Origin of the sequence: Streptomyces sp. NPDC013457 (assembly GCF_043089925.1) — a bacterium.
In the GTDB taxonomy this organism is placed as follows: Bacteria; Actinomycetota; Actinomycetes; order Streptomycetales; family Streptomycetaceae; genus Streptomyces.
Genome location: NZ_JBICBL010000006.1, coordinates 198,400 through 210,914, shown reverse-complemented (window position 1 = coordinate 210,914; position 12,515 = coordinate 198,400). Strand labels below are relative to the sequence as shown.

Here is a 12,515-nt window from a genome sequence, read left to right as displayed (position 1 = left end):
GGCGCGGCACACCACGGCGCGGCACACCACGGCGCGCCGCGCCGACCCGGGCCGTCAGCCCCTGAACGGGGCCGGCCGCTCGGGGGAGGCCTCGGCGAGGGCCTTCGCCACCGCCTCCGTCCCGGCTCGCAGACCGTAGACCGGGGTGTCGGGCTGCTGGCGCCAGGAGTCGTCGATGCCGCCGGCGTCGACCGTGTCGAAGCCCAGCTGGTCGATCAGGGCGCGGACCGTCTTCTTGGCGACCTCGTCGTCGCCCGCGACGGGCAGCGCCATGCGGTCCGGGTCACCGGCCGGGAGCGGCCGGTCGAGGATGTCCTGGGCGTAGGTGCCGTTGAACGCCTTGATCACCGGGTGGCCGAGGTGACGCTCGACCCAGCGGCTCTCGGTCAGGCCGTCGTCCTCGATGGCGGCGATCCGGCCGTCGCGCTGCTGCGGGTAGTAGTTGTGGGTGTCGATGACGGCGAAGCCCTCGGCGGCGCCCTCGAAGAGACCGGAGGGCAGGTCGGGGACCGCCTTCAGCGGAACGGTCACGATCACGATCTCCGCGCCGCGCGCCGCCTCGCCCACCGTGACGGGCGTCGCGCCGGTCTCCTCGGCGAGGGCGGTCAGGGTCTCCGGGCCACGGGAGTTGGCCACGGACACCTCGTGGCCGAGCGCCGTGAGGCGGCGGGCGAGGTTGCCGCCGATGTTGCCTGCGCCGATGATGCCGATCTTCATGGAAACGTCCTTCCGAGCGGGTGCGGCGGGTGCCACGCAAGACCGGAACCGCGGCGCAGAGTGGGCTATTCCCGCTCCTGTGCCGCCGCGACGTGAGGGATCGGCGCGCCCGGAGTGAATCCTGCGACGTTCCGGGGCGACAGGGGTCACCAAGTGCGCGATGATCCTGACGACTTCGAGGTGCATCGAGAGGACAGCCGATGACAGTGCGCGACGAGGCGCGGCAGCATCCGCAGCACGGGGAGACCGCCCCGGCCGACGGCACGGGCCGGCGCCGGTTCCTCGGCTACGTCCTCGCGGCACCGACCCTCACCGTCGCCGCCCAGCTCGGCGAGGCGGTCCTCGCGCCTGCGCCGGCGGCTGCGGCGACCCCCGCCCTGGTGCCCTCGCTGCCCGGGCCGTCCGAGATCTACGACCTCAACGACATGCTCACGCACGCCGCGCTGCCCACCGCCGGCCTGATCACCATCCGGATCGAGGCCGACGGCACCGCCTCCTTCGCCCTGCCCCGGGCCGAGGTCGGCCAGGGCATCACCACCTCGACCGCGATGGTGATCGCCGAGGAGCTGGACCTGCCCCTGGAGAAGGTGCGGGTGACCCTCGCCGACGCCCGCCCCGAGCTGCTGTTCAACCAGATGACGGGCGCCTCCAACACCACCATCTCCACGTTCACCCCCATCCGCGTCGCCGCCGCCGTCGCCCGGGGCCGGCTGCTGCGCGCCGCCGCGCTCGAACTCGGAGAGCTGCTGGGGTCGCTCACCGCGAAGGCGGGGGCGGTCGTCTCCACGGTGACCGGTCGGAGCGTCGGCTACGGCGAACTCGCCGCGAAGGCGGCCGCCGACACCGACACCCCGGTCGGGGTCGCCCTCAAGAAGCCGTCCGAGTTCAAGGTCATCGGCACCTCCCGGCGCCGGATCGACGCCCTGGAGGCCGTGACGGGCCGCAAGACGTTCACCATGGACCTGCAGGTGCCCGACGCCCTGCCGACGATGGTCTGCCGGCCGCCGACGATCAACGGCACCGTCCGCTCGGTCGACAACCTGGGCGAGGTCCGGGCCATGCCCGGCATCACCGACGTCGTACGGATCTCCACCGGCGTCGCCGTCCGCGGCCGCACCTTCGGGCAGTGCATCGACGCCGTCCGCGCCCTCAAGGTCACCTGGGGACCCGGCACCGCCGAGGGCGATTCGGACGCGTCCGTCCAGCGGAAGCTGCGTGCCGCGGAACTGCCGCTGGTCGTACCGCCGTTGCCCCTGCTCACCAAGGCCGTCGACGTGCGCTTCACCTTCGGCTTCTCCAGCAACAGCGCCCTGGAGACCAACTGCGCCATCGCGGACGTACGGACGGATTCGGCCGAGATCTGGGCGAGCCTGAAGACACCGATCGTCGCCCAGGAACAGATCGCCCTCGCACTCGGGCTCCCGCCCACCGCCGTCACGGTCCATGTCACCGAGGGCGGCGGGTCGTTCGGCCGCAAGCTCTTCTTCGACGCGGCCCGCGAGGCCGCCGAGATCTCCCAGGCCATGGGAAAGCCCGTGAAGCTGATGTGGCACCGGACCGACGACTTCCGACAGGGGCGTACGCACCCCATGTCGACGTCGCGGGTCCGGGCGACGTACTCGCTCGGCGAGGTGCTCACCTACGAGCTGCGCCACACCTCCGTGGCCACCGACTTCGGCCACGGGCTCGGCGAGATCATCACCGGCGCCGCCGCCCAGCTGCCCGTGGGGGACCTCACCTTCTCCGAGACGATCTTCCAGCTCACGCAGCAGAGCCCGTACCACCTCGGCGTCACCACCCAGCTGCTCGGCGAGACCGACAAGGGCTTCAACACCGGTTCCATGCGCGGCATCTACTCGCCCAACGTCCGCTGCGCCCAGGAGCTGGTCGTGGACGAACTCGCCCGGCGCATGGGCAAGGACGCGTACGAGTTCCGCCGCAAGCACCTGAAGGACGAGCGTGCCCGCGCCGTCCTCGCCAAGGTCGCGGAGGTGGGCGGCTGGGGCCGGTCCCTGCCCGCCGGTGTGGCCCAGGGCATCGCCCTGCACCCCGAGTACCACGCGTTCGTCGCCGTACTCGCCGAGATCGACTGCCGGCCCGGGACGACCGGCCGGAAGATCCACGACGCCTACACCGGCCCGCGCGTCACCAAGGTCGTCTGCGCCGTCGACGTCGGTCTGGCCGTCAACCCGCGCGGCCTGGAAGCCCAGATGGCGGGCGGCATCGTGGACGGCATCGCCCTGGCGCTCACCTCCGGACTGCACCTCCGCGACGGACACTTCCTCGAGGGCAGCTGGGACAACTACTTCTACACACGACAGTGGAACACCCCGCCCGAGCTGGAGATCGTCGTCATGCCGCCGACCTCCGACCGGCCGGGCGGCGCCGGCGAGCTGGCCGTCCCCGCCGCGATGGCCGCCGTGGCATGCGCGTACGGGCGGGCCACCGGCACCATGCCGACGAGCTTCCCCGTCAACCACGCCGAACCGCTCGCCTTCGAACCGCTGCCCACCACCCCGCCGATCCCCGCGTCGCCGGTCGACGGCCTCGACCGCGTCCTCTAGGAGCCAGGAGCCACCGTGCCGCACCACACCTTCATCCTCAACGGCAAGGCCGTCACGGCCGAGGTCGAGGACGACGTCCGGCTGCTGTGGGTGCTCAGGGACGTCCTCGGCGTCACGGGCCCCAAGTACGGCTGCGGGCTCGGCGTCTGCCAGGCGTGCACCAGCCACATCAACGGCAAGGCGTTCAACCCCTGCTCCGTCCCGGTCAAGGACATCGCCCCCACCGACGAGATCACCACCATCGAGGGACTTCCCGCCACCGTGGGCGAGGAGTTGCATCCGATGCAGGAGGCCTGGCTGGATCTCGACGTGGTCCAGTGCGGCTACTGCCAGCCCGGACAGATCATGACGGCCGTCGCCAAGGTCCGCGCCGCGCGGGAGGCCGGCCGCGAGATCGGCGACGCCGACCTCGACGAGATCCGCAACATCTGCCGCTGCGGGACCTACAACCGGATCCGTGAGGCGATCGTGGCGGGAGCCCGCCGCATGCCGTAACGGGACACGGCGCCCGGCGCGTCCGCGGGGGATCGAGCCGCCCGGTACGTACGACCCCGAGTCCGGCCGGCCCTGGACGCGCCGCCGCGACCTCTACCCGGTGCACGTCATGTCGGCACAGTGGGCCGTCCTGCGCCAGAAGCTGATCGCGCGCGCCTTCCCCAACGGCTGACGCCTCACGTGACAGCAGACGCGTTCCGAGTCTTGTGGGTGGCGCCAGTACTCCTTACTGTCGGGTAAGTTGCCCTGGGTAACAGGGCAGTTGGTGCCGCACGCCCTCATGGAAGGAAGACCGATGTCTGCTGCCCGGACGCGAGGCGCACGCCGCCTCCTGCTCGGTTCGTTCGCCACCGCACTCGTGCTCACCGTCGGCGGCGGCGGCACCGTGGCCGCCGCCCCGCCCGCGGGACCGACGGCGCCCGGAGCGCTGCACGAGGTCATGTTCGTCGGGAACAACTGGGACGGCACGGCCGACGTCATCGAGTCCTCCGGCGACTTCGCGCGCATCGGCCGGATCAACGTCATACCGGACCGTGATCGCCGCATGTGGGAGATCGGACTCAACCCCCTCAAGCTCGCCTTCTTCCTGGGCATCCGCCAGGGCCCCGGCGAGGGCCACGACCAGTTCGTCGACGACATGTACGCCACGCCGGACGGCTCGGCGATGGTCGTCTCCCGGCCGAGCTTCGCCGACGTCGTCTCCATCGACCTCCGCACCGGCGCGCTCAACTGGCGCTTCCCCGTCTCCGGTTTCCGCTCCGACCACATGGCCGTCTCGCCCGACGGCACCCGCGTCGCGGTCTCGGCCTCCACCTCCAACACCGTGCACGTGCTGGACATCACCACGGGCAGGCAGGTCGGCTCCTTCGCCACCGGCGACAAGCCGCACGAGAACGTCTTCTCGGCCGACGGGCGACACCTCTGGAACATGGCCATCGGCGAGGTCACCACCGCCCTCGACGACCCGTTCTGGGACTGGACCAAGGGCGATCGCCGCATCACCGTCGTGGACACCCGCACCTTCGAGCAGGTCCGCGTCATCGACATGCGCGCCCGGCTCGACGCCTTCGGCCGCAAGGACCTCTCCGACGCCGTCCGGCCCGTCGCCTTCACCCCCGACGAGTCGAAGCTCTACTTCCAGGTCTCGTTCTTCAACGGCTTCATCGAGTACGACATCGCCACCGACCGGATCACCCGCGTCAAGACGCTCCCCGAGAACCCGGCCACCGACCCGGACCGCACCACCTGGGTGAACGACTCGCGCCACCACGGCATGTCCATGAGCCCCGACGGCTCCAAGCTCTGCGTCGCCGCCACGATGGACGACTACGCCACCGTCGTGGACCGCGGGACGCTGCAGGAGGGACCGCTGGTGGAGGCGTCCAAGCCCTACTGGGCGACGGTCAGCGGAGACGGCCGCTCCTGCGTCATCTCCGAGAGCGGTACGGACCGGGTGACGGCGATCGACTTCGCGACCGGCCGCAAGGTCGCCTCCGTCTCGGTCGGCGACCACCCCCAGCGCGTCCGACTCGCCCGCGTCCCCGCCGACTGGACCGGCCCGACGGCACGCTGACGGCCCGGGCGCCGCCTCCACCCCTACTCGTAGTACTTCGGAGCCACCCGCGGACTGTCCCCTCCGGCGGGACGCCGACGACGGCGCGTGATCCATACCTTCTCCACCGGAACGACGAACCACTCCGGTACGGAAGGACACGCCATGGCGTCCCGCCCGCGCAGCCGTCGGCTGCGTCGCACCCTGCTCACCGCGCTCGTCATCGCCTCGGTGGCGGTGCCGACCGCGGGCGCAGCCCGCCCCGCCGCCGTCCCGGCGCCCGCGCCGCCCGTGCTCGGGCCGCTCGCCCCCGTCACCGAAGGCACCCTCGACGCGCGGTACACCGCCACCCGGGACGCCGTCCTGGCCGCCGAACGGACCGCCGCGGACTACGGCGACCTGCGGCGGGCGGCCGCGCTGCACGCGATGGCGGACAGGGGCCGCCGTCTCCTCGCCTTCGACGGCCGTGACGGCGGCCGCAGCGTGGAGGTCGTCGGCGACCTCGCGCGCGCCGACCGGATCGCCGTCCTCGTCCCCGGATCGGACACCCCGCTCGGCAGCGAGCGCTTCCGGGACGGCGCCGTCGCCCTCCAGCGCCGGCTGGGCGAACGCGGCGCCGTCCTCGCCTGGCTCGGCTACCCGACCCCCGCCACCGCGAGCGCGGCCGCCGTCACCCCGGGCCGGGCCGAGGAGGCCGCCCCGGGACTGCGTGACTTCATAGCCGAGTTGAGAGCCGCACGACCGGCAGCCCGCCTCACGCTCCTCTGCCACTCCTACGGCTCCGTCGTCTGTGCCGAGGCGGCGCCCGGGCTCCCCGTCGCCGGGATCGTCCTCTACGGAAGCCCCGGGACCGGCGCCGACAGCGCCGCGGACCTGCGGACCACGGCCACCGTCTGGGCCGGGCGCGGCCGATCCGACTGGATCGCCCACGTGCCCCACGTCCGCCTGTCCCTGCCCTTCGGGGAGCTGGGCTTCGGCGCGGACCCCCTCGCGCCGGAGTTCGGCGCCAGGGTCTTCGACGCCGGCGACGGCGGACACAGCGACTACCTCCTCACCGGCTCCGTACCGCTGGCGAACCTCGCCCGGATCGTCGAGGGACGGGAGCCCGTCGATGCGTGACCTCGCCCGCCGGATCGACGCCGCCACCCCACCCGGCCGCGACCGCGCCCTGGACGCCCTGCGCGCGCTCGCGATCCTCGGTGTCGTCCTCGGACACTGGCTCGTCACCGCCCTGGTCGCCGACAGCGGTACGGTGCGCGGTGCCAGCCCCCTGAACCACCTGCCCGAATTCACCCCCGTCTCCTGGGTGTTCCAGACCCTGGCCGTCTTCTTCCTGGTCGGCGGAGCGGTGTCCGCCCGGGGACTCGCCGCCGCCCGCGACCGCCGCGAGCCCTACCGGGCCTGGCTCGCGGCCCGCCTGGGCCGGCTCTTCCGGCCCGTCGCCGCCCTGCTCGCGGTGTGGACCGCCGTGGCGCTCGCGCTCCTCGCCTCCGGAGTGCCCTGGCAGACCGTGTACACCCTGGGGAAGCTGGTGCTCTCGCCGCTCTGGTTCCTGCTCGTCTTCGCCGCGCTCACCGCTCTGACCCCGCTCGTCGCCCGCGTACACCCGCTCTGGCCGCTGGCCGTCGTCCTCCACGTCGACCTGATCCGCTTCGGTCTCGACGGGCCCGCCTGGATCGGATGGATCAACGTGGCCGCCGGCTGGCTCGTTCCGTACTGCCTCGGTGCGGCCTGGGCCCGCCACGGGCTCAAGGGCCGCACCACCGGCCGGATCCTGCTCGGCGGCGGCGCGGCGACCACCGTGCTGCTGGTGCTCTTCGCCGGCTATCCCGCCGCGATGGTCGGCGTGCCCGGTGCCCCGGTCTCCAACCTGAACCCGCCCACGCTCGCCGCCGTCACGTTCGGCCTCGCCCAGTGCGGCGCGGCGCTGCTGCTCCTCGACCCGCTGCGCCGAGCCCTGCGCGGACCCGCCGCCTGGGCGGCGGTCGCGCTGGTGAACCTGGGCGCGATGACGGTGTTCCTCTGGCACCAGACCGCGATGATCGCGGTCACCGTCACCGGGCTCCTCGCCGGCGAACTCCTCGGCCACGGACCGCTGCCGGGTCTCCACGCCACGCCCGACGGATACGGCTGGGTCCTGGCCCGCATCGCCTGGCTCCCGCTCTTCGCGCTCGCGCTGCTGGTGTGCGTCGGCGCGTTCCGCGCGTACGAACAGGGCGGCCGTCGCCCCTTCGGCAAGAAGCGACCCGATCATGAAGCGACCCGATGAGGAGAGGGAGATCCGACGTGCCTAGGCTGGACGCAGCGGACAAGGGGGAACAGGTGGGGGAGGGGAGCGGGCGGTCGCTGATCGGCGCCCTGGGACGGGTGCCGCGCGCCCTGCGCGAGGACCTCTGGACGATGGCCCGCGATCCACTGCCCCGCCAGGCGTGGTTCGGCTGGCTGCCGCACGGGCACCTGGTGCTGCTCGCCCTCGTCGCGGGCGCGGCGAAGATGGCCGAGTACGGCAGTGCGATGCCCGTGCTCACGGGGCCGATGCAGCTGCTCGTCGTCCTTCAGGCCGCCTCTCTGGTCCTTGCTCTGAGCCGGCCCGTGCCGGCCTGGTGGCTCTCGACGGGCACGCTGTTCCTGACCGCGCAGGTCGGCGATTCGATCGTCGGACCCGACCTGGTGTGGCCCTGGAGTGTCTGGGGCATCGTGGTGCACACCTTCGTCGTGCTGCTCCTCGCCCTGCGGGTCCCGCTGCGGGTCACGGTCGTCACCCTCGTGATCACCGTGCTGTCGGGGCTCGTCAACACCGTCGTCCCCACGGGCTTTCCCCACAACGAGGACCTGGGCGGCGGAGCCATCGCGTTCGCCACCGCGGCGGTGGTGGGAGCCTCGCTGCGGATGAGCCGGGTGGCGCGGACGCAGCTCGTCGCCCAGGAGGTCATCACCGCCGAGGAACGGTCACGGCGCGCTCTGCTGGAGGAGCGCGGCCGGATCGCCCGCGAGCTGCACGACGTCGTCGCCCACCACATGTCGGTCATCTCCATTCAGGCGCAGGTCGCCCCCCACCTGGTCGAGAATCCCTCCGACGAGCTGAGGGAGAACCTCGCGGGCATCCGCCAGAACGCAGTCGAGGCGCTGACCGAGCTGCGCCGGGTCCTCGGTGTCCTGCGGTCGGAGGACCCGGCCGCCGACGGTGTCCGGCACAGCCCCCAGCCCACCCTGGACCGGCTCGACGAGCTCCTCGACAACGTCCGCGCCACCGGACTCGCCGTCGAAGCGGTCACCACGGGAGAACGACGCCCTCTCTCGCCGGGCGTCGAACTCTCCGCGTACCGCATCGTCCAGGAGGCGCTGAGCAACGCGATGCGGCACGCGCCGGGCGCGCGGGTGCGCGTGGAGACCGGCCATCTCGCGGCCGGACTGACGCTGCGGATCACCAACACACCACCGGCCCGGCCCGTCGGTCCCTCGCCCTCCCCGCTCGCGCCGGGACTGGGGCACGGGCTGCTCGGGATGCGTGAGCGCACCGCCATGCTGGGCGGCGAACTCACGGCCGGCCCGACCCCGGAAGGCGGCTACGAGGTGACCGCCTCCCTCCCCGTCGAACCTCGCAAGGAAGGCATATGACGAGCGGTCCGATCAGGGTTCTCATCGCCGACGACCAGATGATGGTCCGTCAGGGCTTCACCGTCCTGCTCAACGCGGAACCCGGCATCGAGGTCGTCGGCCAGGCGGTCGACGGAGACGACGCCGTCGCCCGGTCGGCCGAACTCACCCCCGACGTCGTCCTGATGGACATCCGCATGCCGGGAACCGGCGGCATCGAAGCCACCCGCTCGCTCACCTCCGTCGCCGGCTCCGCCGTCAAGGTGCTCGTCCTGACCACCTTCGACCTCGACGAGTACGTCTACGAGGCGCTGCGAGCGGGCGCGTCAGGATTCCTCCTCAAGGACGCGTCCGCCGAGGAACTCGCCCACGCGGTACGGGTGGTGGCCGCCGGGGACGCCCTGCTCGCGCCGCACATCACCAAACGGCTCATCGCCGAGTTCTCCCGGCTCAGCGCGGCTCCCCGCGCCCCGCTCAAGGACCGGGTCGGCGCTCTGACGGAGCGCGAGACCGAGGTGCTCGCCCTGATCGCGAACGGTCTGTCCAACGCCGAGATAGCGGCCCGGCTGGTCCTGGCCGAGCAGACCGTCAAGACGCATGTGAGCCGCATCCTGATCAAGCTGGGCCTGCGTGACCGTACCCAGGCCGCCGTCCACGCCTACGACATCGGTCTGGTGCGCCCCGCGGGGGGATGAGCGCCCCGGCGCCGGCTGTCGGCTCCGGGCCCGCTCGACTCCGGGCCGGCTCGGCCACGGGCCCGTTCGACGCGTGAGGCCCCGGATCCCTCAGGACCCGGGGCCTCACGCGTCGCGTGTTCGTGTCAGACGGCGGGCGGAACCCGCGAGGGGCGGCCGGCTCCCCTGGTCAGGGTGTATCCGCCGATGCCGGCCAGCGCGCCGAGCACGCCCCCGACGGCCGTCCAGATCCAGCGGTCGGACCACCAGCCCGAGGCCCAGCCGTCCTCGGGCGCCCGCGCCTCCACGGCGGACGGCGTGCCGGCCGAGGCCCCGTCCTCCGTCGTGGCGCCGGGCACCAGCGGGGCAGCGAGCGAGCCTCCGCCCGCGTACGCGCCGCCCTTCTCCACCGAGGTCGCGCCGATCCTGGCGGTGAACGGCTGCCCGAGGTCCTCCTCGGGGAGGCCGGTGACCGTCAGCCGCACGTAGTAGCTGCCGGGCAGCGGGTCGTCGTCCCAGGTGTCGGCCCAGGGACGGACCGGGCGCAGGGTGCAGGCCAGCTCGACGGTCGCGGCCTCCTGGGCTGCAGTCCTGGACTGCATCCCGTACATGCACGGCTGACGGCGGCGCAGGCCGTCGTACACGTCGATCCGCCAGGTTGAGGCGCCGTGCCGGACGGCGGAATCGGGCAGGGTGACCGAGGCCGTCACGGTGGGACGCTGTCCGGTGTCCGCGGGGAAGACCCAGTACAGGTAGTCACCCGTGGAGGCCTCCGCGGTGGCCTGCTGGCCCTGCCGGAAGAAGGCGGCGGTACGGAACGTGGTGCCGGCCTCGGTCGGCCCGGCCGTCGACGCGGCGCCGGCGCTGCCGCTCGGGGTGGGCGTGTCGGCCAGGACCGGCACGGCGGCCGGTCCGAACAGGGCGGCTGCCGCCAGGACGACGGCGCTCAGCGCGCGTACGGTACGCATCAGTTGGTCCTCCAGACGGCGACGCGCCAGCGGGACAGCCAGCCCCACAGCAGACCGCCCACGAAACCGGCCAGGACGAGCACGCCGAGCAGCCACCAGCCCCTGCCGAGACCGAACGCGGCCACGTCGGAGGCCTCGTCCGGCGCGTCGACGATGTCGACGGCCAGCTCGATCGGCATACCGGGCGTCGTCTTGACCGACGGCGGAGCCGAGAACGAGTTGCTGATCTGCAGACACACGGTCTCCGCCGCGGGCTTGTCCGCGTCGGCGCCGTCCACCTCCCGCCTGGGATAGCGCAGTCCGGTCGAGATGACGTCCGTCCGTCCGTCGCCGGCCTCGGAGCCGCGGACGATCTCCCGGCCGCGCAGGGTCACCGCCCGCAGCAGGACGCCGTAGTCGTCGTTCACGGCACGGTCGGCGGAGACGCTCACCGAGGCGCGGAGCTCCTGGCCGGGCAGGACGTCCACCCGGTACCAGCGGTGCTGGCCGAAGGTCTCGCGGTCGGTGTACACGCCCGGCTTCAGGGTCGGGGCGTCGGCGCAGCGCGCGGTGCCCTCGGTGGCCACCGGGGTGACGACCGGGTCGGCCGCGCGGTCCACCAACTGCCGCACGCGCTTGGAGAGCTCATCGGTGTGCCGGACCGAGGTGTACGTACCGCCGGTCGCCTCCGCGATGCAGGTGAGCTGCTGGCGGATCTTGGCGTTCGGCACCAGGCCGAGGGTGTCGATGGTCAGGTGGATGCCCCGGGCGGCGATGTCGCGCGCCACCTCGCAGGGGTCGAGCGGGGCGCAGGTGTCCTCCCCGTCGGTGATGAGCACGATGCGGCGGGTGGCGTTGCCGTCACCCTTGAGGTCCTCCGCCGCACCGAGCAGGGCGGGCCCGATGGGCGTCCAGCCGGTGGGGGCGAGGGTGGCCACGGCGGTCTTGGCCTCGGTGCGGTCCAGCGGGCCGACCGGGTAGAGCTGCCGGGTGTCCTTGCAGCCCGTCTTGCGGTCCTGCCCGGGATAGTTCGCGCCGAGGGTGCGTATGCCGAGCTCCACCTCCTCGGGCACCGCGTCGAGCACCTCGTTGAAGGCCTGTTTGGCGGCGGACATCCGGGACTGGCCGTCGATGTCGCGGGCACGCATCGAGCCGCTGACGTCGAGCACCAGCTCGACCTTGGGGGATTCCTTCGCCACCGGTTCGTCGGCGGCGGCGCCGGTCGGGAACAGCCCGACGGCCAGGACGGCGAGCAGCGCGCAGGCCCCGGTCGACAGCCGTTTTCTCGTGATCATGGGCGGATCGTAGGGATGATCGTCCGACAATCCAAAACGGCCCCGTGCGCGGAGGCCTGAGGGGGCGTCCGCGCGTCCGAAACGTCCGCTACGCGTTCATCGCGCAATCGACTGGCTGCGGGACGGGGGACACGGACGACCGTGCACAGCGCGAAGGCCCGCACCCCCCCCGGAGGAGATGCGGGCCCTTGCCTTGTCGTGCCGTCTTACGAAGCCGCCTCGCGAAGCCGCCTCACGAAGCCGTCCAGTCGGCCGGGACCGGCAGGCCCCAGTCCGCGCAGGCCCTGACCATCACCGCTCGGACCTTCGGACCCGCATGGGCGTAGGAGAGCGGGCCGTCCCGGCCGATCAGGTAGTCGCCGGTCAGGCCGCCGAGGAACTCGCGGACGACCGGCTCGGGCGAGGCGGCGACCCGCTCCAGGAAGGAGAAGGAGCGCCCCAGCACCTCTGACCGCTCGTGGCCCGGCTCCGCCGCGAGTGCCGGCAGCAGCACGTCGTTGAAAAGGTCCCAGAGCCGGCCGTACACGTCCGTAGCGACCGTGTCCCCGTCCTCCGGGTCGCCGGTCAGTTCGACGGCCGCGCGGACCTTCTCCGCGACCGGCTCACGCATCTCGGGGAAGACCTCCAGCATCTCCCCGAGAAACGTGCGCGATGCGATCGGTTCCGTCACCACG

At 72.7% G+C, this 12,515-nt stretch carries 12 protein-coding genes; 8 read left to right on the top strand and 4 right to left on the bottom strand.

Going from position 1 to position 12,515, the window contains the following annotated elements:
• Positions 1 to 54: 54 nt before the first annotated feature.
• Positions 55 to 717: an NADPH-dependent F420 reductase gene (locus ACF1G2_RS18205; protein WP_391799216.1), complete on the bottom strand. Its 663-nt coding sequence runs from the start codon at positions 715 to 717 to the stop codon at positions 55 to 57.
• Between the two features lie 200 nt (positions 718 to 917).
• Between ACF1G2_RS18205 and ACF1G2_RS18200 the strand changes: the two genes are divergently transcribed.
• From ACF1G2_RS18200 to ACF1G2_RS18165, 8 genes are all read left to right on the top strand, one after another.
• Positions 918 to 3,281, top strand: a complete 2,364-nt coding sequence (locus ACF1G2_RS18200) for a molybdopterin cofactor-binding domain-containing protein (RefSeq protein WP_391799215.1) — start codon at positions 918 to 920, stop codon at positions 3,279 to 3,281.
• A gap of 15 nt (positions 3,282 to 3,296) precedes the next feature.
• Positions 3,297 to 3,776, top strand: a complete 480-nt coding sequence (locus ACF1G2_RS18195) for a (2Fe-2S)-binding protein (protein ID WP_391799214.1) — start codon at positions 3,297 to 3,299, stop codon at positions 3,774 to 3,776.
• A complete protein-coding gene (locus tag ACF1G2_RS18190) occupies positions 3,739 to 3,948 on the top strand; it encodes a hypothetical protein (RefSeq protein ID WP_391799213.1) in 210 nt (69 codons plus the stop codon). The genes ACF1G2_RS18195 and ACF1G2_RS18190 overlap by 38 nt, the downstream gene beginning before the upstream one ends.
• Before the next feature lie 123 nt (positions 3,949 to 4,071).
• Positions 4,072 to 5,349 (top strand): YncE family protein, encoded by a 1,278-nt coding sequence (locus ACF1G2_RS18185; protein ID WP_391799212.1) that lies wholly within the window; start codon positions 4,072 to 4,074, stop codon positions 5,347 to 5,349.
• 144 nt (positions 5,350 to 5,493) lie between these two features.
• On the top strand, positions 5,494 to 6,447 hold the full coding sequence (locus ACF1G2_RS18180; protein WP_391799211.1) for an alpha/beta hydrolase: 954 nt from the start codon (positions 5,494 to 5,496) through the stop codon (positions 6,445 to 6,447).
• On the top strand, positions 6,440 to 7,597 hold the full coding sequence (locus ACF1G2_RS18175) for an acyltransferase (RefSeq protein ID WP_391799210.1): 1,158 nt from the start codon (positions 6,440 to 6,442) through the stop codon (positions 7,595 to 7,597). The genes ACF1G2_RS18180 and ACF1G2_RS18175 overlap by 8 nt, the downstream gene beginning before the upstream one ends.
• A gap of 17 nt (positions 7,598 to 7,614) precedes the next feature.
• Positions 7,615 to 8,946 (top strand): sensor histidine kinase, encoded by a 1,332-nt coding sequence (locus ACF1G2_RS18170; RefSeq protein WP_391799209.1) that lies wholly within the window; start codon positions 7,615 to 7,617, stop codon positions 8,944 to 8,946.
• Positions 8,943 to 9,620 (top strand): response regulator, encoded by a 678-nt coding sequence (locus ACF1G2_RS18165; RefSeq protein WP_391799208.1) that lies wholly within the window; start codon positions 8,943 to 8,945, stop codon positions 9,618 to 9,620. The genes ACF1G2_RS18170 and ACF1G2_RS18165 overlap by 4 nt, the downstream gene beginning before the upstream one ends.
• Before the next feature lie 125 nt (positions 9,621 to 9,745).
• Here the strand turns inward: ACF1G2_RS18165 and ACF1G2_RS18160 are convergent, their stop codons facing one another.
• The 3 genes from ACF1G2_RS18160 to ACF1G2_RS18150 form a co-directional block, all read right to left on the bottom strand.
• Positions 9,746 to 10,567, bottom strand: a complete 822-nt coding sequence (locus tag ACF1G2_RS18160) for a hypothetical protein (RefSeq protein ID WP_391799207.1) — start codon at positions 10,565 to 10,567, stop codon at positions 9,746 to 9,748.
• Positions 10,567 to 11,841 (bottom strand): VWA domain-containing protein, encoded by a 1,275-nt coding sequence (locus ACF1G2_RS18155; RefSeq protein WP_391799206.1) that lies wholly within the window; start codon positions 11,839 to 11,841, stop codon positions 10,567 to 10,569. Before ACF1G2_RS18155 ends, ACF1G2_RS18160 begins: the two co-directional genes overlap by 1 nt.
• A gap of 232 nt (positions 11,842 to 12,073) precedes the next feature.
• Positions 12,074 to 12,511, bottom strand: coding sequence for a hypothetical protein (locus tag ACF1G2_RS18150; RefSeq protein WP_391799205.1), 438 nt, complete (start codon positions 12,509 to 12,511; stop codon positions 12,074 to 12,076).
• Positions 12,512 to 12,515: the final 4 nt, after the last annotated feature.

Excerpts from the sequence above, each read along its gene's own strand:
- ACF1G2_RS18205 (WP_391799216.1), bottom strand. The coding sequence starts at position 717 with ATGAAGATCGGCATCATCGGCGCAGGCAACATCGGCGGCAACCTCGCC.
- ACF1G2_RS18200 (WP_391799215.1), top strand. The coding sequence starts at position 918 with ATGACAGTGCGCGACGAGGCGCGGCAGCATCCGCAGCACGGGGAGACC.
- ACF1G2_RS18185 (WP_391799212.1), top strand. The coding sequence starts at position 4,072 with ATGTCTGCTGCCCGGACGCGAGGCGCACGCCGCCTCCTGCTCGGTTCG.
- ACF1G2_RS18180 (WP_391799211.1), top strand. The coding sequence starts at position 5,494 with ATGGCGTCCCGCCCGCGCAGCCGTCGGCTGCGTCGCACCCTGCTCACC.
- ACF1G2_RS18175 (WP_391799210.1), top strand. The coding sequence starts at position 6,440 with ATGCGTGACCTCGCCCGCCGGATCGACGCCGCCACCCCACCCGGCCGC.
- ACF1G2_RS18165 (WP_391799208.1), top strand. The coding sequence starts at position 8,943 with ATGACGAGCGGTCCGATCAGGGTTCTCATCGCCGACGACCAGATGATG.
- ACF1G2_RS18160 (WP_391799207.1), bottom strand. The coding sequence starts at position 10,567 with ATGCGTACCGTACGCGCGCTGAGCGCCGTCGTCCTGGCGGCAGCCGCC.
- ACF1G2_RS18155 (WP_391799206.1), bottom strand. The coding sequence starts at position 11,841 with ATGATCACGAGAAAACGGCTGTCGACCGGGGCCTGCGCGCTGCTCGCC.